Origin of the sequence: Rhodococcus sp. WAY2 (assembly GCF_009859915.1) — a bacterium.
Lineage (GTDB): Bacteria > Actinomycetota > Actinomycetes > Mycobacteriales > Mycobacteriaceae > Rhodococcus_F > Rhodococcus_F oxybenzonivorans.
Genome location: NZ_CP046572.1, coordinates 4,476,859 through 4,503,600 on the forward strand (window position 1 = coordinate 4,476,859; position 26,742 = coordinate 4,503,600).

General features: G+C 66.4%; 1 protein-coding gene. It reads left to right on the plus strand.

The window, feature by feature from the left end; genetic code table 11:
• The first annotated feature begins 23 nt into the window (after nt 1-23).
• Nucleotides 24-26,714, plus strand: coding sequence for a non-ribosomal peptide synthase/polyketide synthase (locus GFS60_RS20435; RefSeq protein WP_159924061.1), 26,691 nt, complete (start codon nt 24-26; stop codon nt 26,712-26,714).
• Nucleotides 26,715-26,742: the final 28 nt, after the last annotated feature.

The window sequence follows — 26,742 nt, forward strand, 5'->3', positions numbered from 1 at the left end:
ATACCGTACGCGGAGGAGCCGCCGTGAAACGTCTCGACACGCCCAACCCCCTGACGCACAATCCGGACGCGGCACTCTTTCCGCTGTCCGGGGCGCAGCGTGCCACGTGGTTCGCGCAGCAACTCGAGCCCGCGGTGCCGATTTCGATCGCGCAGTACGTGGAGCTGCACGGCGACCTCGACGTCGACCTGTTGCGGAGGGAAACCGTCGCCGCCGGTCGCGAATTTCAGTCACCCTTTTTGAAGGTGGTCGAGGTCGACGGCCGGCCGATGCAGTATGTGGACCACACGACCGACACGTCGATCGCCTTCCTCGACTTCCGCGGCGAGAACGACCCGGTCGCAGCTGCCCACGAGTGGATGGACAAGGACTACCGAACCCCCCTCGACCTCGAGGCCGATCGACTGGTCGAGACGTCGATTTTGTGTGTGGGCGAGTCGCATTACCTCTGGTACAGCCGCATCCACCACGTCGCCCTCGACGGATACGCTGCCATGACGATGCTCAGCCGCATCGCGCACCGGTATTCGGCCTCGGTGAGCGCGCGGGAGCCGGACCAGAGTCGGGCAGCGACCCTGCGCGAGCTGTACGACATCGATGCCCGCTACCGATCCTCGGATCGGTACACGGCGGATCGGACGTACTGGGCACAACGCATCGAGGCCGTAGAGGGATCGACCCTGGCCGAGCGGCTCGCGCCGGCAGTAGCCAGGAGCAAGGTCGAAAGCGCCGTGCTGTCCGAGGCGGCGACTACCGGCCTCCACGGGTCCGGCAGGCAGGCAACGGCGGCCGCCGCAGCCACCATCATCGCCGCATTCGCCTGCTACCTGTCGCGCATGACCGGAAAAACCGATGTACTCGTGCATGTTCCCCTGTCCGGCCGGACCACGGCGTTGCTGCGCAATTCCGGCGGCATGATGGTCAATGTCGCGCCACTGTCGATCTCGGTCGAGGAAGGGGACACGGTCGGGGCCCTCGTGTCGCGGGTTCAGCGTGAACTGATGGGCGCGCTGCGCCATCAAAGGTGCAGCATCGACGACATCCGCCGCGACATGAGCGCGAGCAGTGCCGCCCGGCTGTACGGGCCCATGGTCAACGTCATGCTCTTCCCGCACGACGTCCAGCTGGGCGACTTGGTGGGCGAATACCACATCGTCACCTCGGGCCCGGTGGAAGATCTGCTGGTCAACGTGTATTCCAGCGGCACGCCGGCAGACGTCTCCGTCGATTTCCGGGCGAATCCGGATCGGTACGAGGACGCGGCGCTGCGCACGCATCACCGGCAATTCGTCGAGTTGCTCGAGGAGTTCATCGCGGCCGACACGCACGTGCCCCTGTCGACCGTGCACCAGACGACCGCCCGCATAGGCGAGCGACTACGCCTCGAAGCGGGTCACCTCGAGTTCTGGACAGCATGGTTGTCGGGTCTTACCGAGGTGCTGAATCTGCCCTCCGATCGGGCCCGGCCCGCCGTCCAATCCTTGCGGGGAGACCGCGTGGGACTCCCGATCGGTGCCGAAACACATCGCCGGGTGGTCGCGCTGGCATCGGAACGCGGCACGACAGTCTTCCCGGTGCTGCACGCAGCCCTGGCAGTTCTCCTGAGCCGGCTTGCCGGTACCTCGGATGTGGCCGTCGCTACGACTGCCGCCGTGGACGGCGGCCGGAACATCGTGGTGCTGCGGACGCGCGTTCGACCGGACCTGGCCTTCACCGCACTCCTCGACCACGTGCACGAGGTGGAAGAGGAAGCATTCCAACATGGGGACGTTCCGTTCGAGCAGGTCGTGCGGGCGCTCGAGATCGGCGATTCCGCGGCGTATTCGCCGATTGTCCAGGTGCTTCTCGAGCGTCGCGACGACCCGGAGGGTGTCCGGCCCGAGATCGGCAGATTCGACCTTCGGGTGGCGACGGAAGAATTTTTCGACGCCGACGGCACTCCGTCCGGAATCACGGTGAGTCTCGGATTCGCCACCGATCTGTTCGACCCGGAGACGGTGGTCGGGCTCGGCATGCGATTTCGGCGAATCCTGGAGACGGTCGGCGCAAACCCGGAAACAGGTGTCGGCGAGATCGATATCCTCACCGACCCCGAACGAGCCACTCTCGTCCCCGTATCGGGAGTGCCGGGTCGATCCGAGCGCACGCTGCCCGAAATCTTTGACACGGCAGCAAGTAATAATCCTGACGGCATCGCACTCACCTTTCGCGGCGTCGAGGTGACATATCGAGAATTGGACGAACGCTCCAACCAAGTGGCGCGGGTCTTGATCGCACGCGGGATCGGTCCGGAGAACGCTGTCGCGCTGGGCTTGCCGCGCTCGATCGAGTCGGTTCTGTCGATGCTGGCGGTAGCGAAATCGGGCGCGGCATTCGTGCCGGTGGACCCGAACTATCCGGCCGAGCGCATCGTGCACATGCTCACCGATTCCGGAGTCGCCGTGGGTGTGACGGTGTCTGCCGAGCTATCCCGACTGCCCGATTCGATTCCGTGGCTGCTCCTCGACGACGCCGAGTTCCATACCCGCTGTGCGGCTTTACCGGCGTCCGCCGTCACCGACGACGAACGGGTGCGACCGCTGCGCATGGAGAATGTGGCCTATCTGATTTATACGTCCGGTTCGACGGGACTCCCCAAAGGGGTGTCGGTCACCCACGGTGGCCTGGACAGCTTCGCGGTGGAGCAGCGCCTCCGATTCGGAGCGACGCAGACCGCACGGACCCTGCATTTCTCCACACCGAGCTTCGACGCGTCCCTGTTCGAGTATCTCCAGGCCTTCGGTGCCGGTGCCACCATGGTGATTGTTCCGCCGACGATATACGGCGGCACCGAGTTGGCCCGGATCCTGAAACTCGAGCGAGTCACTCACGGGTTCATCACTACCGCTGCGCTCGGATCGATCGACCCGGAAGGACTCACCGACTTCCAGGACGTGGTGTTCGGCGGCGAGATGTGCCCGCCGGAACTGGTGAAGCGGTGGGCCCCGGGTCGCAGGTTGTGCAACGCATACGGACCGACCGAGACCACCATCATGGCGAACATCAGTGAACCGATGTCGCCTGCGGGACCGATCACCCTGGGCGGTCCGCTCCGCGGATTCCACGAGGTGGTCCTCGATGCGCGAATGACACCGGTACCGATCGGAGTGGCCGGGGACCTCTACCTCTCGGGTGACGCGCTGGCACGCGGCTATCACGGCAAGCCGGCGCTGACCGCGGAACGCTTCGTCGCCAATCCTTTCGGCGACCCTGGCCGCCGAATGTACCGAACCGGAGATGTCGTTCGGTGGCGGGCCGATCACACGATCGAGTACGTGGGCCGCAGTGACTTCCAGGTGAAGATCCGTGGGTTCCGTGTCGAACCCGGCGAAATCGACACGGTTCTCCACACTCATCCATGGGTGAGAACTGCGGTGACGATACCGCGGACCGCGCCGTCCGGTGACACCGTCCTCGTGTCGTATGTGCTCCCGGCTCCCGGCCAGCGGCTCTCGACTGCCGATGTGATGGCCTATGCCCGAAAGCAGCTGCCGCCACACCTCGTTCCTTCCGCAATCACTGTGCTGGACGAGATGCCGTTGACGCGGGTGGGAAAGCTCGACCGTGCGGCTCTGCCTGCGCCGGAATTCGGCGGCGCGGCCACCGAGCGTCGCGCACCGGCGAATCCGGTGGAGCAGACTGTCGCGCAGGTATTCGGGGACGTGCTGGGAGTGGAGCACATCGGTGTCGACGACGACTTCTTCGATCTCGGTGGAAACTCCCTCGTGGCAACCAAAGTAATCGCTCGCGTCAATGCCGCACTGAGCGTCGACCTCGGTGTCCGGGACCTTTTCGAGGCGCCGACGGTGAAAAAGTTGGCAGGGCGGATCGAGCCTGCGGACGTGCGGAGAACCGACCGCCCGAGCCTGGTCGCACGCGAGCGTCCGGACCGTATACCCCTCTCGCTTGCGCAGCAGCGCGTGTGGTTCATCAATCAGTTCGACCCCTCCTCGCCTGCATACAACATTCCCATGGCGGTCCGACTATCCGGCACCCTCGACGTGGAGGCACTCCGGGACGCCGCCGAGGATGTCATCGAACGACACGAATCTCTGCGCACCAAATACCCGGACTCGGCAGTAGGACCGGAACAATCGATCGTGACTGCGCCGCAGGTGGTTCCCGACCTCACGCCGAAAGTTGTCGACAACGAGCACGAGGTTCGCGAACACATTGCCGCGCTGATTCACCAGGGCTTCGACGTCAGCGGTGAAGTACCCGTGCGTGGTGCACTGCTGCGAATTGGCCCCGACGAGCACGTCCTCCTTCTCGTGGTCCACCACATCGCCGCGGATGGCGCTTCGCTGGCACCGCTGGCACACGACCTGATGGTGGCGTACTCCGCGCGAGTTCGCCAGCAGAGGCCGGACTGGCTCCCACTCCCGGTTCAGTACGCCGACTACAGCCTGTGGCAACGGGCGGTCCTCGGGAGTGATCAGCACCCCGAGAGCGTGATGTCGGTGCAATTGGACTACTGGAAGAAGACACTCGCCGGCCTCCCCGACGCGATAACCCTTCCCTTTGATCGTCCGCGACCCGCGAATCGGACGCTGCGAGGCGACACTGCCCCGTTCTCGGTGCCTGCGGAGCTGCATCGAAAGCTTCTGGTGCTCGCGCGTCAACATGACGCGACGATGTTCATGGTGATGCACGCGGCTCTGGCGGTGCTGGCGGCGCGGCTGAGCGGATCCGACGACATCGCGATCGGGACGCCGATCGCGGGACGCGGCGAAGCAGCGCTCGATGACCTGGTGGGGATGTTCGTCAACACGCTGGTTCTGCGAACCACCGTGGATCCCGGAATCACGTTCGAAGACATGATTTCCCGTGCACGGAACGCCGACCTAGGAGCGTTCGGGCACACGGAAGTGCCCTTCGAGAGTGTCGTGGAGGCGCTCGATCCCGGCCGGTCGACCAGCTATTCACCCCTGTTCCAGGTTATGTTGGAATTCCGGAACACAGCGACGGCTCACCTGGAACTGCCGGGACTGACCGCAGAGGTCATCGAGGTCGACACCGGTGTGTCCCAATTCGATCTGCAGTTGACGCTCGCGGAGCGCTACGACGAATCCGGCAGTCCCGCAGGTATCTCCGCAGCTTTCACGTTCGCGACGGATATCTTCGACCGGCCGACGGTGGTGGGTTTCGGGGAGCGATTCCTTCGAATTCTACGTGCTGTGGCGGCGAATCCGATTGCGGCACTGGGCACTATCGACATTCTCGCGTCGGGTGAGCGGGAGTTGGTGTTGGGGGGATGGAATGCGACGGGGTGTGTGGTGCCGGGGGGGTCGTTGGTGGGGTTGTTCGAGGAGCGGGTGGGGTGTGTGCCGGATGCGGTGGCGGTGGTGTCTGGTTCGGTGGTGTTGTCGTATGGGGAGTTCGGTGTGCGGGTGCGTCGGTTGGCGCGGTTGTTGATGGGGTTGGGGGTGGGTCCGGAGTCGTTGGTGGGGATTGCGGTGGGGCGGTCGGTGGAGTTGGTGGTGGGGATTTATGCGGTGCTCGAGGCGGGGGGTGGGTATGTGCCGGTGGATGTGGATCAGCCGGTGGAGCGGGTGGAGTATGTGTTGGGTGTGGCCGCGCCGGTGTTGGTGTTGAGTACGTCGGTGGATCGGGTGGGGTTACCGGGTTCGGTTGTGGTGGTGGAGTTGGATGTTGTTGATGTGTCGGGGTTTTCGGGGGATCCGATTTCGGATGGGGAGCGGTTGGGGGTGGTGCGTGGGGAGAATCCGGCGTATGTGATGTTCACGTCGGGTTCGACGGGTCGGCCGAAGGGGGTGGTGGTTTCGCATGCGGGGATTGTGAATCGGTTGTTGTGGATGCAGGGGGAGTATGGGCTGGGCTGCGATGATGTGGTGTTGTTGAAGACGCCGGTGACGTTCGATGTGTCGGTGTGGGAGTTGTTCTGGCCGTTGTTGGTGGGGGCGCGGTTGGTGGTGGCGGAGCCGGGTGGGCATCGTGATCCGGCTTATCTTGTGGATGTGATCGTCGGGAATGGGGTGACGACGGTGCATTTCGTGCCGTCGATGTTGGCGGTGTTCACGGCGGAGCCGGCGGTAGCGCGGTGTGTGAGTGTGCGGCGGGTGTTCGCGTCGGGGGAGGCGTTGTCGGCGTCGGTGGCGTCGAGGATGCGGGGGTTGGTGCCGGGTGTGCGGGTGCATAACTTGTACGGTCCGACGGAGGCGTCGGTGGATGTGACGTTTCATGAGGTGACCGATGCGGATGTGGTGGGGGTGCCGATCGGGGTTCCGGTGTGGAATACGCAGGTGTTTGTGTTGGATGGGTGGTTGCGGCCGGTGCCGGTGGGGGTGGTGGGGGAGTTGTATGTGGGGGGTGTGCAGTTGGCGCGGGGGTATCGGGGTCGGGTGGATTTGACGGCGGATCGGTTTGTGGCGAATCCGTTCGGGTGTGGTTCGCGGTTGTATCGGACGGGGGATCGGGTTCGGTGGTTGTCGGGTGGGGAGCTCGAGTATGTGGGTCGGGTGGATTTTCAGGTGAAGTTGCGGGGGCAGCGGGTGGAGTTGGGGGAGATCGAGGCGGTGTTGTTGGGGTATGGGGGTGTGGCGCAGGCGGTGGTGGTGTTGCGGGGTGGGTCGGGTGGGGAGTTTGTGGTGGGGTATGTGGTTCCTGAGTGTGGGGTGGTGGTGGAGGGTCGGGCGGTGGTGGAGTGGGTGGCGGGGGTGTTGCCGGGGTATATGGTGCCGTCGGTGGTGGTGGTGCTCGATGAGTTGCCGGTGACGGTGAATGGCAAGCTCGACCGCAAGGCCCTCCCCGAACCCGACTTCGGCGCCGATATGCTCGGATACGTTGCTCCCCGTGGTGCTTTCGAGGAGATAGTGACTGCGGTTGTCGCCGACCTACTCGGAATTCCGCGGGTGGGAGTGAACGACAACTTCTTTGCCCTTGGCGGAAACTCCCTGACGGCCACTCGCTTGGTGGCGCGCGTCAATGCCGCGGTCGGAAACCGGATCAGCGTTCGCGACGTGTTCGACGCGCCCACCGCGGCCGGTCTGGCGATGCTGGCGCAGTCGCACGAAGGGCGTGAATCTCGCGCGCCGCTGAAGGCGAGGGAAAGCGGTGCGGAAGTTCCCGTGTCACCCGCCCAACAGCGGATGTGGTTCATCAACCAGTTCGACACCTCCTCGTCCGCATACAACGTGGCGTTTGCGTTGAGGCTGGACGGTGAACTCGACATACCTGCGCTCCAGACGGCGGTCGCCGACGTGATCGAGCGGCACGAGGCCGTGCGCACCATCTTCCCCCTCACCGACCACGGACCGCGTCAGGTGATCGTGCCGACGACGAGCGCGCTGCCCGACCTCACTCCGGTCGGTGTGACGGGAGAGGCCGAACTCCGTGCACGTGCCCTGCGGGTGCTGTCCGAGGGATTCGACGTGACGCAGCAGGTTCCATTGCGCGCGAGCCTTTTCCGGCTCGACGAGAATGCGCACGTGCTCGCGGTGGTCGTGCACCACATTGCGGCCGACGGCTTCTCGATGTCTCCGCTGGCCCGCGATGTCATGGATGCGTACGTGTCGAGAGCGGATGGGACCGCGCCGGATTGGGCACCGCTTCCCGTGCAGTACGCCGATTACACGCTGTGGCAGTACGAGTGGCTGGGCTCGGAGGCGGAGGAAACCTCGCCGATGTCGAGACAGCTGGCCTATTGGACCACCGCGCTGTCGGACCTGCCCGAAGTACTGGACTTACCCACCGACCGTCCCCGACCTGCTGTCCGATCACTTCACGGCGGACGCGTCGAGTTCGAGATCGCTCCGGAGATTCACGCCGGCGTGGTAGCGTTGGCGCGGCAACACACCACGACGGTGTTCATGACAGTGCATGCCGCGCTGGCGATCTTGTTGGCACGACTGAGCGGGTCCGATGACATCGCCGTCGGGACGCCGATCGCCGGGCGTGGCGAGCGTGAACTCGACGACGTGGTGGGGATGTTTGTGAACACGCTCGTCCTCCGCACCCGAGTCGACGGCGGCGCCACCTTCACCGAGTTCTTGGACAATGTTCGGGAAACCGACCTCGGTGCCTTCATGCACGCCGATATTCCGTTCGAACGCGTGGTGGAGGCAGTGAGTCCGTCCCGCTCGACGGCCTACTCACCACTGTTCCAGGTGATGTTCGAATTCCAGAACATCGAGCGACCCACGCTGGAACTGCCGAATCTGCGGGTGCGGAGCATCGATGTGGCGATCGAGACCGCCAACTTCGACCTCCAGTTGACGCTGGCCGAGAACCTGGACGCGGATGGCAACCCCGGTGGGATCACCGCGGGACTCGGTTATGCGACCGACCTCTTCGACGAGGCTACGGTGGCCGGGTTCGCGGAACGACTCCAGCGCATCCTCGCGACCGTTACGGCCGGCCCGGACACCCCGGTCGGTGACATCGACATCCTCGGCGTTCGCGAACGCGCCGACCTGATTCCGGTGACGGGCGCTGCGGCGGGTGCAGCGCGGACGCTGCCGGATCTGCTGGCGGCGGCGGTCGCCCACGATCCGGACGCCGTCGCGATGGTCTTCGAGAGTCGTCACGTGCGCTACCGCGAACTCGATGAGCGTTCGAATCAGTTGGCTCGCGTTTTGATCGCGCGTGGGGCCGGGCCGGAAACCGTGGTGGCCGTGTGCGTGCCCCGCTCCGTCGAGTCCGTTCTGGCCGTGTGGGCGGTGGCCAAGTCGGGTGCCGCGTTCCTTCCGGTGGACCCCCAGCACCCGGCGGCGCGCATCGAGTACATGCTCACCGACTCCGAGGCCGTGTTGGGTGTCACGACCTCGTCGCACCGCAGCGCACTACCCGGCGGGGTGCCGTGGCTGGTGGTGGACGACGCGGACGGGCTGTCGACGTACCCGGCGTCGGCAGTCACCGAGGACGAGCGGATTTCGCCGGTCCGGCTCGACAATCCGGCCTACCTGATCTACACCTCGGGGTCGACGGGCAGGCCTAAAGGCGTGGTGACCACGCATCGCGGCCTGGCAGATTTCGCCCTGCAGGAGCGGGAGACCTTCGCCACGACGGCCGCGTCCAGAGTGCTGCATTTCGCGTCACCGAGCTTCGATGCCTCCGTATTGGAATTGCTGTTGGCCGTCGGGGCGGCCGCCACCATGGTGATCGCACCCCCGACCGTGTACGGCGGCGCCGAACTGACGCAACTCCTGGAAGACGAGCGGGTGACGCATTGCTTCGTCACCCCGGCCGCGCTGGCGTCGGTTGATGCCGCTGAACTCACCGACCTCGAGTGCGTGGTCACAGGCGGCGAAGCGTGTCCCCCGGAACTGTGTGCGCGGTGGGCGCCGGGGAGGCGAATGTTCAACGCGTACGGTCCGACCGAAGCGACAGTCGTGTCCAGTATCAGCGACGTCTTGTCACCGGGGGCGCCGGTCACCATCGGCGCGCCTACTCGTGGCTTCTCCGAGGTCGTGCTCGACTCGCGTCTGCAGCCGGTACCGGTCAATGTGCCCGGGGAGTTGTATCTCGCAGGCGCCGCCCTCGCGCGCGGCTATCACCGGCGGATCACTCTGACGGCCGAACGCTTCGTCGCCGATCCCTTCGGCCCGGCGGGCAGCCGGATGTATCGCACCGGGGATCGGGTGCGTTGGACGAGGGACGGGCAACTGGAATACCTCGGCCGCAACGACACCCAGGTGAAGATCCGGGGCTTTCGCATCGAACTCGGTGAGATCGAGTCCGCCCTGCTTACCCACGACGATGTGGCTCAGGCCGTCGCAACCGTGTGGAACGGGGACGGCAATGGTGATCGGCTGATCGGTTACCTCGTGCCGGAATCCGGCGTGGTGATCGACCCGAGGGCGGTGCTCGACTTCGTCGGTGGCCGGTTGGCGTTGTATATGGTGCCGGCCGCGCTGGTCGTGCTCGATTCGCTTCCGCTGACTGTTCACGGGAAGCTCGATCGCGCAGCACTTCCCGCCCCCGATTTCGGAGCCTCGGCGTCGCAGAGTCGGCCGCCGCGAACGGAGACCGAGGAGCTTCTCGCGGGACTGTTCGCGGATGTTCTCGGGATCGACTCGGTAGGTGCCACGGCCGATTTCTTCGCGCTCGGTGGCGACAGCATCATGTCGATCCAGTTGGTGGCCCGCGCCAAGGCCGCCGGGGTAATCCTTTCTCCCCGCGACGTGTTCGATCGTAGAACGGTGGCCGGCCTCGCGGAGGTGGCGCGTTTCGACGACGGTGGTCCAGTCGCGCTCGATGAGATGCCGGGCGGGGGCGTCGGCACTCTGCCCTCGACGCCGGTGGCGCGCTGGTTGATCGAGCGCAGCGGCGGCCGACTCGACAGGTTCTCCCAAGCGCTGCTGCTCGCGGCCCCTGCCGGCCTCACCCGGGACGTTCTCGACGGTGCCGTGGACGCGGTGCTCGATCGGCACGACATGCTCCGGGCACGATTGCTCGCCGACGACCAGGGTATGGAAGTGCTGCCATCGGGTTCGGTGCGGGCGCAGGGGTTGGTTCGCCACATGCGGGTCGAGACGGTCGACGGGGACGGCTTCACAGCGCTCGCGGCCGCAGAACTCGATGCTGCGGCCAACCACCTGGATCCGGCCGGCGCAGCCATGCTGCGGGTGGTGTGGTTCGACGTTCCGAACGGCGTCGGGCGACTACTCGTGGTGGTCCATCACCTCGCGGTCGACGGTGTGTCGTGGCGCATTCTCGTCGCCGACCTCGCGTCGGCGTGCAGTCAACTTCAGGTGGGCGCGACTCCTACTCTGCCGGATGTAGGAACGTCGATGCGGCGGTGGTCGCACGGCCTGCGCGACGCGGTGCCGCAACGAATGCCGGAACTGCCGATGTGGGAGTCAATTCTCGACGGCCCCGATCCGTTGATCGGTTCGCGCCCGCTGAACCCCGAAGTCGACGTCGCCGCGACCGTGGACACGGTCACCGTCGACGTGCCGTCGCGCGTGACCGCCGACCTGCTCACCACGCTTCCGGCGGCCTTCCACGGCAGCGTCGGCGACGGGCTGCTGACCGCGCTGGCATTGGCGCTGACCGCCTGGCGAGGCGAACAGGGCGATGCCGCAGCGGACACCGTGATCACACTCGAAGGGCACGGACGCGAGGAGCACGTCGTCGCGGGCTCGGATGTGTCCCGCACCGTGGGTTGGTTCACCACTGTGTACCCGGTGAGAGTGAACCTCACCGGGATCGATGTCGACGACGCCCTGACCGGAGGCCGCGCGGCAGGGCAGGCAGTCAAGGCGGTCAAAGAACAGTTGCTCGCCATTCCGGATCACGGGATCGGTTTCGGAATGCTGCGCTACCTGAACGATGACACGGCAATGGCGCTTCGCCGGTTCCGTTCTCCCCAGGTCAGTTTCAACTATCTGGGCCGGGTCGTCACCACAGGCGGAACGGAGGACTGGCTCCCGGTGGAGAGCACGCTCGGCGGAACGCAGAACACCGACATGCCCGTTGCATCCGTTCTCGACATCAACGCTGTGGTCGACGACCGCCCCGACGGCCCCCGCCTGAGGGCGACGATCGCCTATCCCCGCGGCGTACTCGACAACGCCGACGTCACGGCCTTCGCGAATCTGTGGCGCAGCGCGCTCGGCGGACTTGCGGCGCACGTGGCACGGCCGGGAGCGGGCGGGCTGACACCGTCCGATGTGCCGCTGGTGTCGGTCAGCCAGCAGCAGATCGAGCGCTGGGAAGAGCGGTTTCCGGCGCTGCGGGACGTGTGGTCGCTGTCGCCGCTGCAGTCGGGATTGCTCTTCCACGCGTCGCTGGTCACCGACAGGGTGGACGTCTACACGGCGCAAATGCGGATCGACCTGGCGGGGACGGTCGACGCCGAGCGTCTGCGGGCTGCCGCGGCCGGACTGCTGGCCCACCACCCGAACTTGCGGTCCGCGTTCGTCTACGACGACGACGGGGTTCCGGCGCAGCTGGTGCTCGATGCGGTGGAGGTGCCGTGGCGGGAGGTGGATCTGACCGGACACGGGCCAGGGAGCGGCGCGGAGTTGACGCGGCTCCTCGACGAAGATCGCAGTGCCAGGTTCGATCTGGAAGCACCCCCACTCGTGCGATTCATGCTGCTGCACACAGGTCCTGGCAGCTACGTGCTCGCCATCACCAACCATCACATCGTCCTGGACGGCTGGTCGATGCCGCTGCTGGTGCGGGAATTGCTCGTGCGTTACGCCGATGACCGCCCGGATATTCTGCCGGAGGCGCCGTCGTACCGCACCTATCTGGGATGGGTAGCGAACCGCGACCGGGAGACGTCGGCCCGGGCCTGGGAGCGGGCCCTCGACGGCGTCGAGGAGCCGACACTGGTGGCGCCGCACGCGTCGGCGACGCAGTACGGAGTGCCCGGCGAGGTCGACGTCGACCTGCCCGCCGATGTGATCGCCCCGCTGGAGGCGGTGACACGGCGCCTCGGCGGCACGATGAATACGGTGATCCAGGCGGCATGGGGAGTGTTGTTGTCGCGGTTGCTCTCCCGCGACGACGTGATCTTCGGCGCCACGGTCTCGGGCCGACCCCCGCACCTACCCGGCGTCGAGAGCATGGTGGGATTGTTCATCAACACCCTGCCGGTGCGGGTACGGGTGAACCCGGCGGAGACCATCGCGGAACTGCTCGGCCGCATGCAGGGGGAGCAGACTGCCCTGCTCGATCACCACCACGTCGGGCTCGGTGAAATTCAGCAGCGAGTCGGTCTGGGAACCCTGTTCGACACGCTGTCGGTGTTCGAATCGTATCCGATCGACACGTCCGGATTGGGCGAGGGCACCGACATCGCAGGCATGCGAGTGACGGGCGTCGATGCCCGCGACGCCACACACTATCCCCTCACCCTGATGACGAGTCTCGAGCCACAACTGCGGCTGAGCCTTCGCTACCAGGCCGATGCCATCGACCACGAGACGGTCACCCGAATGGCGGGACGACTCACCGCGATTCTCGGCACCATCGCCCGGGACGTCGACACTCTGGTAGGCGACGTCAACCTCTTCGCGCCGGGTGAGCGGGAGTTGGTGTTGGGGGGATGGAATGCGACGGGGTGTGTGGTGCCGGGGGGGTCGTTGGTGGGGTTGTTCGAGGAGCGGGTGGGGTGTGTGCCGGATGCGGTGGCGGTGGTGTCTGGTTCGGTGGTGTTGTCGTATGGGGAGTTCGGTGTGCGGGTGCGTCGGTTGGCGCGGTTGTTGATGGGGTTGGGGGTGGGTCCGGAGTCGTTGGTGGGGATTGCGGTGGGGCGGTCGGTGGAGTTGGTGGTGGGGATTTATGCGGTGCTCGAGGCGGGGGGTGGGTATGTGCCGGTGGATGTGGATCAGCCGGTGGAGCGGGTGGAGTATGTGTTGGGTGTGGCCGCGCCGGTGTTGGTGTTGAGTACGTCGGTGGATCGGGTGGGGTTACCGGGTTCGGTTGTGGTGGTGGAGTTGGATGTTGTTGATGTGTCGGGGTTTTCGGGGGATCCGATTTCGGATGGGGAGCGGTTGGGGGTGGTGCGTGGGGAGAATCCGGCGTATGTGATGTTCACGTCGGGTTCGACGGGTCGGCCGAAGGGGGTGGTGGTTTCGCATGCGGGGATTGTGAATCGGTTGTTGTGGATGCAGGGGGAGTATGGGCTGGGCTGCGATGATGTGGTGTTGTTGAAGACGCCGGTGACGTTCGATGTGTCGGTGTGGGAGTTGTTCTGGCCGTTGTTGGTGGGGGCGCGGTTGGTGGTGGCGGAGCCGGGTGGGCATCGTGATCCGGCTTATCTTGTGGATGTGATCGTCGGGAATGGGGTGACGACGGTGCATTTCGTGCCGTCGATGTTGGCGGTGTTCACGGCGGAGCCGGCGGTAGCGCGGTGTGTGAGTGTGCGGCGGGTGTTCGCGTCGGGGGAGGCGTTGTCGGCGTCGGTGGCGTCGAGGATGCGGGGGTTGGTGCCGGGTGTGCGGGTGCATAACTTGTACGGTCCGACGGAGGCGTCGGTGGATGTGACGTTTCATGAGGTGACCGATGCGGATGTGGTGGGGGTGCCGATCGGGGTTCCGGTGTGGAATACGCAGGTGTTTGTGTTGGATGGGTGGTTGCGGCCGGTGCCGGTGGGGGTGGTGGGGGAGTTGTATGTGGGGGGTGTGCAGTTGGCGCGGGGGTATCGGGGTCGGGTGGATTTGACGGCGGATCGGTTTGTGGCGAATCCGTTCGGGTGTGGTTCGCGGTTGTATCGGACGGGGGATCGGGTTCGGTGGTTGTCGGGTGGGGAGCTCGAGTATGTGGGTCGGGTGGATTTTCAGGTGAAGTTGCGGGGGCAGCGGGTGGAGTTGGGGGAGATCGAGGCGGTGTTGTTGGGGTATGGGGGTGTGGCGCAGGCGGTGGTGGTGTTGCGGGGTGGGTCGGGTGGGGAGTTTGTGGTGGGGTATGTGGTTCCTGAGTGTGGGGTGGTGGTGGAGGGTCGGGCGGTGGTGGAGTGGGTGGCGGGGGTGTTGCCGGGGTATATGGTGCCGTCGGTGGTGGTGGTGCTCGATGAGTTGCCGGTGACGGTGAATGGCAAGCTCGACCGCAAGGCCCTCCCAGAACCCATTTTCACCACAGTCGGGTATCGCGCTCCCACGACACCCGTGGAGCAGGCCGTCGCAACAGCTTTCGCTGACGTCCTCGGTGTCGACCGCGTCGGCGCGGACGACAGCTTCTTCGCTCTCGGTGGCGATTCGCTCAGCGCCACCAGGGCGGTGGCCCGCATCAACAGCGCGCTGGAGACGACACTCGCTGTGGGCGTACTGTTCGACAACCCCGTGGTATCCGACCTGGCCGATCGGATCGGGCCGACCCAGCTGACGAAATCCGCCGCCCCGGAACTGACCGCGCGACCGCGGCCCGATCGGCTTCCCCTTTCTCTCGCGCAACAGCGTATGTGGTTCATCAACCAGTTCGACACCTCCTCACCGGCCTACAACATTCCGGTCGCGCTACGACTGGACGGCGTGATAGACCTGCAGACGCTCCGGGCGGCACTCGGTGACGTCATCGAACGGCACGAGACACTGCGTACCGTGTATCCCGGCTCTGCCGACGGACCCCATCAGGTCATCTTCGAGCCGAGAACCGCCATCCCCGAACTGGATTCGACCCCCGCTGCCGAACGGGACCTACGAGATCTCCTCGCCGCCTTTTTCGGCAGGGGATTCGATGTCACCGAGGAACTTCCCATCCGGGTGACGTTGGTGAGCCTCGCTCCCGACAGGCACGTCCTCGCCCTCGTCGTCCATCACATTGCGGCCGACGGCTTCTCGATGACTCCCCTGGCGCGTGATGTGATGCTTGCCTACACCGCGCGCAAGCAACAGCGCGCGCCCGGCTGGGCACCGCTGCCCGTACAGTACGCCGACTACAGCCTGTGGCAGCGCGAGGTCCTGGGCACCGAGGACCAGCCCGAGTCGGTGCTGTCGGAACAACTCGGCTACTGGATCCGGACGCTGTCGGGGACCCCGGAGGTTGTGCCGCTGCCCCTGGACCGACCGCGACCCAGACAAAGATCCTCCCGGGGTGCAGTCGTCACCAGCGACATCGTGCCTACCGTGCACTCCGCCTTGCTCGACCTTGCACGCCATACTCGTTCGACCCTGTTCATGGTGATGCACGCCGCCTGGGCAGTACTGCTCCAACGGCTGGGGGGCTCACACGACGTGGTGGTGGGAACGCCGATCGCGGGCCGCGGCCACCGGGCCCTCGACGATGTAGTGGGCATGTTCGTCAACACGCTGGTGCTCCGCACGTCGGTGCCGTCAGGTGCGTCGTTCGCCGACGTACTCACCGAGGTGCGCTCGGCTGACCTCGGCGCATTCGAGCACGCAGACATCCCGTTCGAGCGGCTAGTAGACGAATTGGTGCCCGAGCGGTCCACTGCGCACACACCCCTGTTCCAGGTGCTCCTCGAGTTCCGGAACGACACGCGCGTACGCCTGGAACTCCCCGGGCTGGCAGTCGAATCTCTCGACGTCGATCTCGAAGTGGCGCAATTCGACTTGCAGCTGAGCCTGGCAGAGCGGCTCGACGAGAACGGGATGCCGACCGGGATCACCGCCGGATTCCGGTACGCGACCGACGTGTTCGACCGCACATCGGTCGAGCGTCTCGCGCAGCGCTTCCTCCGTGTGGTCGAGACCGTGTCGGCAGACCCGACGGTGCTCGTGGACGACATCGATCTCCTCCACCCGGCCGAGCGCGAGTTCGTACTCACCTCCGCGCATCGACCGGCACAGCACGTCGCGCCGTCGACGTTGGCGGACGTTTTCGACCGTGCGGTGGCCACCGCCGGCGATGCCGTCGCCGTGCGCTGTGACGGCTCGTCCGTGACCTACCGGGAACTCGACGACCGGGCGAACCGGCTCGCGAGACTGCTGGCCGACCAGGGCGCGGGCGCGGAAACCCTGGTGGCCGTGGTCATGACGCGGTCGGTCGACTTGGTGGTTGCGCTTCTGGCAGTGGTGAAGTCGGGCGCCGGGTACCTCCCGATCGATGTGACCTCTCCTCCGGAGCGGCTGACCTTCCTGCTGAGCGATGCCCAGCCGAGATGTGTGCTCACCACCACCGCGGACGCACCGGTTGTCGGTACTGCCTGCGCCCCGGTCATTATCGTGGACGACCCCGGCACCCTGACCGCGGTGCAACGCTTCTCGCCACTGCCGATCACGGATGTCGACCGGTGCAGCCCGCTGCGCCCGGACTCGGTGGCGTACGTGATCTACACGTCGGGCTCCACCGGACGGCCGAAGGGCGTGCAGGTTTCGCATCGCAACGTGGTTGCCTTGCTGGCACAAACCCAGTCGTTGTTCGGTTTCGGGCCCGACGACGTGTGGACCATGTTCCATTCCGCCGCATTCGACTTCTCGGTGTGGGAAATGTGGGGAGCGTTCGCGCACGGTGGCCGGCTGGTACTCGTGGACTACTTCACCGCGCGCTCACCCGAGAAGTTCCTCGAACTCCTGCGCGGCGAACACGTCACAGTCCTGAACCAAACTCCCACTGCCTTCTACCAGTTGGCAGAGGCGGATCGTCTGGCCGGTGGTCCCGCACTGTCCCTCCGGTACGTGATCTTCGGTGGGGAAGCCCTCGAATTCGCGCAACTGCAGCGCTGGTACGCACGCCGGGACGACACCGCGCCGGTTCTGGTCAATATGTATGGCATCACGGAAACGACGGTGCATGTCAGCCACCTGCCGATCGACCGGGACACCGTGACGGAGCAGCCCGCATCCGTGATCGGCCGGGGCCTACCCGGGCTGCGCGTCTACGTCCTCGACGACCGGCTGCATCCGGTGCCGCCGGGCGTGGCCGGGGAAATGTACGTCGCAGGAGAGCAGGTGTCGCGCGGATACCTCGGCCGTCCCGCCCTCACGTCCGCCCGGTTCGTTCCCGACCCCTTCCTGCCGGAGTCCCGGATGTACCGGTCCGGTGACCTCGGCAGGTGGAACCGCGACGGGCAGCTGGAGTACCTCGGCCGCAACGACCTCCAGGTGCAGGTAAAGGGTTACCGGATCGAACTCGGCGAGGTGGAGTCGGCACTCCTCGCGTGTGAAGGAGTGGCGCAGTCTGCGGTGACGGTGCACGGGAGTCGATTGGTGGGGTACACCGTGCCGGAGACCGGCGAATCGATCGACCCGGCGGTGATCATCGACGCAGCCGCAAAGAGGCTGGCTTCGCACATGGTGCCGGCAGCAGTGGTGGTTCTCGACCAGATGCCGTTGACGGCGAACGGCAAGCTCGACCGGAAAGCTCTGCCCGAACCGGACTTCGGTCGACAGGTCACCACGAGCCGTACCCCCCTCACCGAGATCGAACGCATTCTCGCCGGCCTGTTCGCCGAGGTCCTGGGCCTCGACACGGTGGGCGTCGACGACTCGTTCTTCGCCATCGGTGGCGATTCGATCATGTCCATCCAGCTGGTCACCCGCGCCAAGGCAGCCGGGGTAGTGATCTCGCCGCGAGACGTCTTCGAACGCAAAACGGTTGCGGCTCTGTCCGAGATCGCGGGACAGGGTGACGAGACGGTTGTCCTCGAGGAGCTGCCCGGCGGCGGCGTCGGAGAGATTCCGTTGACCCCGATCGTGCGGTGGCTCCTCGGCCGAGGCGGAGATTTCCGGCGTTACTCGCAGACCGCGCTGTTCACCGTGCCTGCGACCTTGGACGAGGACACCCTGACGCAGGCCGTCCAGGCCCTGCTGGATCGGCACGACCTCCTGCGGTCGCGTCTGTACCGCACCTCGCACACCGAAGAAGGCTGGTCGATGGAGGTGCAGGCCGAAGGGGCGGTGCGTGCGGCCACGCTGGTACGCCGGGTGCCGGTGGACGGTGACGACGTCTCCGATCTCGCCGCGAGGGAACTCGACGCGGCCCTCGATCGGCTCGACCCCGAAACGGGCGTGATGATGCAGGTGGTCTGGCTCGACGCGGGTCGTCGGGGGGATGTCCGGTTGCTGATCGCCGTCCATCATCTGGCGATGGACGGAGTGTCCTGGCGGATCATGATCCCGGACCTCGCCACGGCGTGCGCGCAACTGCAGTCCGGCGCGACACCGGTGCTGGAGCCACCGGGAACGTCGATGCGCCGATGGGCGTATGCACTCGCCGATGCCGCATACGAGCCTCGTCGAACAGCTGAACTCGAACTGTGGCAACGGATACTGGACGCGCCCGACCCGATTCTGGGCTCACGTCCCGTGGCCGAATCGGACACCGCCCTCACCGCCGAGGACGTGGAAGTGCGCCTTCCGGCGCCGTTGAGCGAGACACTGCTGACGACCGTGCCACAGGCATTCCACGGCAGCGTCGGAGACGGGCTGTTGACGGCGCTGACCATGGCGCTGATCCGGTGGCGGCGACACCGGAGGATCGATGTCCAGGACGCCTTGGTAAACCTCGAAGGCCACGGCCGTGAAGAGCAGGTGGTGCCCGGGGCAGATCTCTCCCGTACGGTCGGATGGTTCACCACCATCTTCCCCGTGCGTTTCGATCTCGGCGGAGTGAACCTCGACGACGCGTTCGCGGGAGGCCCGTCCGCAGGAGCCGCGGTGAAGGCTGTCAAGGAAATGCTCCTCGCCGTACCCGACCACGGCATCGGCTTCGGACTGCTCCGCTACCTGAACAACGAAACTGCCGAGACACTTTCACCGCTGTCGCCGCCACAGGTCAGTTTCAACTATCTCGGCAGAATGGGCGGAACAGCTCCGGAGAACGCCGAGGGATGGGTGCCCGTCGACGAACCCGCCCTACGCGAGAGGGCGGCTGCAGACCTGCCCGTCGCGGCGGTCGTCGACGTCAATGCGATGACCATCGACTCGGGCGAAGGCCCGCAGCTGAAATCCACGTGGAGTTACCCGCCGGGCGTCCTCACCCGCGACGAGGTCGACGAACTCGCGCAACTGTGGGTACAGGCACTCGCCGCCCTCGGTGCGCACGTCGAGTCGGGCGGCGGGGGCTTCACGCCATCGGATTTCGATCTCGTCGAACTGGGGCAGGATGCGATCGAGACCCTCGAACGTCGCTGCCCCGACCTGATCGACGTGTGGCCGCTGTCGCCTCTGCAATTCGGCATGCTCTTTCAGGCCGAGCTTGCCGACGCCTCCGTCGATGCCTACCTCGTGCAGATCGGTCTCGACCTTCGCGGTGCGGTCGATGCACCTCGCCTGCGTCGCGCGGTCGCCGCTCTGGTCGACAGACACGCCAACCTGCGCACCGCTTTCCTGCACGATGCCGAGGGCAACACCATGCAAGTCGTCCGGCGACACGTCGAGGTGCCCTGGCGTGAGGTCGATCTGACCGCGCTCGACGACACCGCGGCGGCGTCCGAGATCAGACGACTCGAGGCCGAAGACAGGATCCGCCCGTTCGACCTGACCTCTGCCCCGCTAATCCGCTTCACGCTGGTCGCGTTGGCACAGAACCGATACCGGCTGGTGTCGGCCAACCATCACATCCTTCTCGACGGCTGGTCGATGCCGCTGCTGATCACGGAGTTGCTGACCCTCTACGCCACCGACTGTGACCCGTCACCCCTCCCACGTGTGCGCGGCTACCGCGACTATCTGGCGTGGATGAAGCACCGGGATCTCGAACCCTCCCGGGCGGTGTGGGCCCGGGCTCTGGCGGGGGTGGAGGGTCCGACCCTGCTGGCAGCCCGGTCGAGCGGAGCGAGGGGGAATTCAGCCCGGTCGAGCGGAGCGAGGGGGAATGAATCGGTCGAACGTGGCCGACAGCTGTCCACCATTCCGCAGGAGTGGGTGTTCGATCTGGACGAGGACGAGACCACCCGCCTGCGCGAGCTGGCGCGTTCTCGCGGGGTGACGATCAACACTCTCGTCCAGGTGTGCTGGGGAATTGTGCTCGGTACGTCGACCGGCCGCGACGACGTACTGTTCGGTGCCACCGTCTCGGGGCGGCCTCCCGAGTTGGCGGGCATCGAGACGATGATCGGACTGTTCATCAACACGCTGCCCGTCCGGATCGAGCTGCGTCCCGAAGAATCGATGGGTGCGCTCCTCGAACGTGTCCAGGCCGAGCAGGCGGCGTTGCTGGATCATCACTACCTGGGTCTGGCCGAGATCCAGCGCGCCGCGGGGCCCGAGGTCGGCTTCGACACCTTGACCGTGTTCGAGTCGTACCCGGTCGATCGCGCCGGGCTGTCGACCGACACCGATATCGCCGGGATGCGCGTGGCGGGGGTGGATGCGCACGATGCCGCGCATTACCCGCTGAGCCTGGTCGCGTCTGTCGACACTCGTCTGCACTTGAAGTTCGAGTACCTGCCCGACGTCTTCGCGGCGGACGCAGTGAAAGGCATCGCCGGGCGTGTGCTGCGGGTACTCGACGCCTGCACCCGGCCGGAACAGCCGTTGGCCGCGCTGTCGCTGCTCACCGACGACGAGCGCGCCGAACTGGTTCCGGTCCGCGGCCGTCCGGGCGGGTCGGCCCGCACTCTGCCCGAAATTTTCGCCGATGCCGCCGCGCTCGATCCGGACGCGATCGCACTGTCCTTCGAAGACGAGCACGTGAGCTACCGCGAGCTGGACGAGCGGTCGAATCGTCTGGCGCGCGCACTCATCGCCCGCGGTGTCGGACCGGAGAGCTTCGTGGCCATCGGAATACCGCGGTCCCTCGACTCCATGCTGTCGGTATGGGCGGTGGCGAAGACAGGAGCGGCGTTCGTGCCGATCGACCCCAGCTACCCCGACGAGCGCATCACGCACATGCTCACCGATTCCGGAGCCGCACTCGGCGTGACCACCACGCAGCACCGTGGCCGCCTCCCGGGCACCGCGCACTGGCTGATACTGGACCACCCCGACTTCACAACCGAATGCGCCGATTGTTCGGGGGCGCCGGTCACCGCAGTCGAGCGGACCGGTCCGATCGCGCTGGACACGGCCGCCTATCTGGTCTACACCTCGGGGTCCACGGGGCTGCCCAAGGGTGTCCTCGTCACCCATCGTGGTCTCGACAACTTCGCCCTCGACCAACTCGAAAGATGCGGCGCGACAGCACAATCGCGCACCCTGCACTTCTCGACGCCCAGCTTCGACGGATCGGTATACGAGTATCTGCAGGCCTTCGGGGCCGGCGCGACGATGGTGATCGCGCCGCCCACGGTATACGGCGGCGAAGATCTGGCACGGCTCCTCGCGGAACGGGAGGTCACCCACGCGTTCATCACCACCTCGGCGCTGGCGTCACTCGACCCAGCCGGGTTGGATCACCTGGCGGACGTGGTGTTCGGCGGTGAAGCGTGCCCACCCGACCTGATCGCCCGCTGGGCACCGGGCCGTCGGCTGTACAACGGGTACGGGCCGACCGAGGCGACGATCATGTCCAACATCAGCGAACCGCTGGTTCCCGGCGGTCCGATCACCATCGGCGGCCCCATCCGCGGCGTGACGGAACTGGTACTCGACACCCGATTGCAACCGGTCCCGGTCGGAATTCCGGGCGAGCTGTATCTCGCCGGGGCAGGTCTGGCCCGCGGCTATCACCGTCGACCGGCGCTCACGGCCGAACGGTTCGTCGCCGATCCCACACGACCCGGCGAAAGGATGTACCGCACCGGGGATGTCGTGCGGTGGACCGCCGACCACAGCATCGAGTACCTGAGCCGCAGCGACTTCCAGGTCAAGGTCCGGGGTTTCCGCGTCGAACTCGGCGAAATCGACGCCACCCTCATGTCGGAGCCGGACGTCGGGTTCGCGGCCACGATCGCGCACCGCGGCCCCGCCGGAGACACGCTGCTGGTGTCCTACGTCGTGCCGGCGGCGGGTCGCGTCCTCGACAGTGCCGTGCTCACCAGGCGTCTCGAGCGCCGTCTGCCGTCGCACATGGTGCCGTTCGCGATCGTGCTGCTGGATCGAATCCCGTTGACGGCAGTCGGCAAGCTGGACCGCACGGCACTGCCGGAGCCCGACTTCCTTTCCAGGACAGGTCCATACCGGCCGCCGGCCGACCCGATCGAGGAAGCGGTAGCCGACGTCTTCGCGGACGTGCTCGGACTAGGACGGGTGGGTGCCGATGCCGGATTCTTCGACCTCGGCGGCAATTCCCTGAGCGCGACCCGCGCGATGGCCCGGTTGCGGGCGTTGCTCGGCATCGACTGTGGGGTCCGTGACCTGTTCGAGGCGCCCACCGTGGCCGCGCTGGCCGCACGGATCGAGCACGCCGGTGCGCGGCAGTCCGAACGCCCGGTGCTCGCACTCCGCACGCGACCCGAGAACATCCCGCTGTCGTTCGCTCAGCAGCGCATGTGGTTCGTCAACCAACTCGACACCACCTCGGCCGCCTACAACATCCCGATCGTGGTCCGACTGAGCGGTGCGCTCGATGTGCGGGCACTGAGCTCGGCGATCACCGATGTCTTTACCCGGCACGAGTCCCTGCGAACGACGTTCCCGATCGGCGAGGACGGGCCCGTCCAACGAATTCTGCCCGCCGAGAGCGCAGCGCTCACACTGATCCCGGTCGCCGTGGTGGACGAGCATCATCTGCGAGAGAAGCTGACCCGCCTGGTGTCGGCGGGATTCGATGTCACCGCGCGGGTACCGCTGCGGGTGCGCCTGTTCTCGCTCACCGCCACCGAGCACGTGCTTGCCGTAGTGGTGCATCACATCTCGGCGGACGGGTTCTCGATGGTCCCGCTGGTGCACGACGTGATGACGGCATACGAAGCCCGCGCCCGCGGCGACGCGCCCGCGTGGGCACCGCTGCCGGTGCAGTACGCCGACTACACCCTGTGGCAACGGGAGCTGCTGGGCTCGGCCGACGACCCCGAGTCGCTGATCGGGACGCAGCTCGCCTACTGGAGGACCGTGCTGGCAGGAACACCCGACCTCCTCGAACTGCCCACCGATCACGACCGGCCTCCCCAGCAATCCTTCCGCGGCGCCCGCATCGGCTTCACCGTCGACCAAGGCCTTCATCGACGGATCAAAGAACTGTCGCGGCGCCTTCGCTCCACGGAGTTCATGACCGTCCATGCCGCACTCGCCGTACTGCTGGCGCGGCTCGGCCGCACCGACGACGTCGTGATCGGAACGCCGATCGCCGGCCGCGGAGAACCCGCGCTCGACGATCTGGTCGGCATGTTCGTGGGCACGCTCGCCCTGCGCACGCAGGTCGATTCCGCAACGTCCTTCGCCACCCTGGCGGCCCAGTGCCGTGATGTCGACCTCGGTGCCTTCACCCACGCCGACGTTCCCTTCGAACGCGTGGTGGAGGCAGTGGGTCCGACTCGATCGACGGCGCACTCACCGATCGTCCAGGTCTCCCTCGAATTCCAGAACAACGAGCAACCGGTGCTGACACTGCCGGATCTGGAGGTTCGTGCACTCGACCCCGAACTCGCCGTCGTCAAGGTGGATCTCGAATTCCTCCTGGCCGAGAAGTTCGACGCGAACGGTGCACCGGCAGGCATGGATGGCGCCATCGATTTCGCCACCGATCTCTTCGATGCCGGCACCGTCCGAGGTTTCGCCGACCGGTTCCTGCGGATTCTCGAGGCCGTGGCCGAGAACCCCGACCGGCCGGTCGGCGACCTCCCGCTCCTCGACGAGGTGGAGACGCGGGCCCTGGTTCCTGCCCGAGGCGCACCCGACATGCACCCGGAACTGTGGCCCGACCTGCTCACCGCTGCCGCCGCACTCGACCCCGACTCGGTGGCGCTGTCCTGCGAGGGCAGGCACGTGCGTTACCGCGAACTCGACGAGTGGTCCAACCGGTTGGCCCGCGTCCTCCGTGGCCGTGGGGTGGGGCCGGAGACCTTCGTCGCGCTCGGAATGCCCCGCTCGATCGAGGCCGTGGTCTCGATCTGGTCGGTCACCAAGGCAGGCGCGGCCTTCGTGCCCGTCGATCCGGCCTACCCACGCGAGCGCATCGACTTCATGCTCACCGACTGCCAAGCCTCGTTGGGCCTCACCGTGCGAGCTCACCGAGACACTTTGCCGGACACTGTTGCGTGGCTGGTGCTGGACGACGAGAACGTCACCGAGCAGGTGGCGGCGGAGTCGTCCGCGCCGCTGACAGACGAGGACCGGACGAGCCGATTGTTACTCGCCCACCCGGCGTATCTCATCTATACCTCCGGTTCGACGGGGAAACCGAAAGGCGTCGTCGTCACTCACCAGGGCATGGCCAACTTCACCGCGGAAACGCGCGACTGCTTCGAGGTCACGCCCGAGGCCCGGGTGTCGCACCTGGCGTCCCCGAGTTTCGATGCCTCGGTGTTCGAGCTGATGATGGCGTTCAGCGCCGGGGCGCGGGTGGTGATCGTTCCGCCCACCATCGTCGGTGGCAGCGAACTGGCTCATCTGTTCCGGCGCGAGCGAGTCACCCATGCCACCATCACACCCACCGCGCTGGCGGCGCTCGACAACGACGAACTCCACTCGCTTCGTGTCCTCGACCTGGTCGGCGAGGCATGCCCGCCGGAGGTCGTCGCGCAGTGGGCGCCGGGTCGCAGCCTGCACAGCGGGTACGGACCCACGGAAACCACCATCCAGGCGAGTGTCAGCGCCCCGATGCATGCCGGTGAAGGGGTGAACATCGGGGGGCCGGCAGTAGGACTTGCGTTCCTGGTCCTCGACGAGCGACTGCAACCGGTGCCCGTCGGCGTGCACGGCGAGTTGTACATCGCCGGGCCGGGTATGGCACGCGGGTACCACAACCGGGCGGCACTCACCTCCGAACGCTTCGTCGCCTGCCCCTTCTGCGAGCCGGGGTGCCGGATGTACCGGACCGGCGACGTGGTGCGCTGGCGCAAGTCGGCGAGTCCGGCGACGGGGGATGTCACACCGCACACCCTGGAGTACATCGGGCGCAGCGACTTCCAGGTCAAGGTCCGCGGCTTCCGCATCGAACTCGGCGAGATCGACGCCGTGCTCGCCCGCCATCCGGCGGTCGCCTTTGCTGCCACCATCGGTCACACAGCTCCCTCGGGCGACGCCGTACTCGCCTCGTATGTGCGGGTACAGGACGGACAGGAGGTGCGGCCCACGGAACTGCGCACCTACGCGTCCGAGCGCCTACCCGCACACATGACGCCGGCCGCGGTGATCGTCCTCGACGAAATCCCGATGACCCCTGTCGGCAAACTCGACCGAAAAGCCTTGCCCGCACCGGAATTCGGTTCCAGTGGAGCGACGTTCCGGGCACCGGCCACGGACACCGAACGCGTGATCGTGGAAGTGTTCGCCGAGGTCCTCGGCGTGGAGCGGGTCGGCGCCGCGGACAGCTTCTTCGACCTCGGCGGAAACTCCCTCCTCGCCACCCGGATCGTCAGCGCCCTCGAGGCCAGACTGGAGCGGACGGTTCCGCTGCAATGGATGTTCCTCGACCCCACGCCTGCGGGGATCGCCCACCGTCTCGAACTGCCGGCCCGGGCCACCGGTGTGGAAGAGGCACTCGCCGTCGTGATTCCGTTGCGGGCGCAGGGAAGAGGTACCCCGTTGTTCTGCGTGCATCCAGGAATCGGGCTCTCGTGGGGTTACGCCGGCCTCGTCCGGTACCTACCGCCGGACCGGCCGGTGTACGGACTGCAGCTTCCCGCGATCAGCGGTGAGCCGTTACCCGAGTCGATCGAACAACTCGCCCGCCGCTACGTCGACGAGATCAGGAACATACAGCCCGAAGGTCCCTACGACCTGTTGGGCTGGTCGCTCGGCGGAATCATCGCACATGCCATGGCCGTCGAACTCCGGGCGTCGGGAGACGAGGTGGCCACCCTCGCCCTCATGGACAGCTACCCCGAGGACGGAGAGCAACCCGCAGTCGGTCAGCTCGACCTGCGGGAGCTGCTCCGGGGCCTCGGCGTGGAGACCGACCTGTCGGACAACCAGCTCACCTACGAGCGTGCGGCCCAGTTGCTCGGTGAAACATTCGGGGCCGAAGCCGGCGTCACCGCAGAGCATCTCGAACGGATCGCTGCGGGGTACGAGAACTCCAAGCGTCTCGGGTACCGGTTCGTTCCGCGGGTGTACGACGGCAACGTGCTCTTCTTCCCTGCCGTGCGCAACGGAGACGGCGGCGCCCGCGCGCGGTCCGCCGAGGAGTGGCGGTCGCTCGTGACCGGCCGGATCGACGAGCAGCCCGTGGATTGCGGGCACAACGACATGATCGAACCGCAGTCCCTCGCCGTCATCGGGCCCGTCCTGGCACGCTCGCTCAAGGTTCGTGAACGATGACCCGGCCAGGGCGGACATAGGCGTGCTT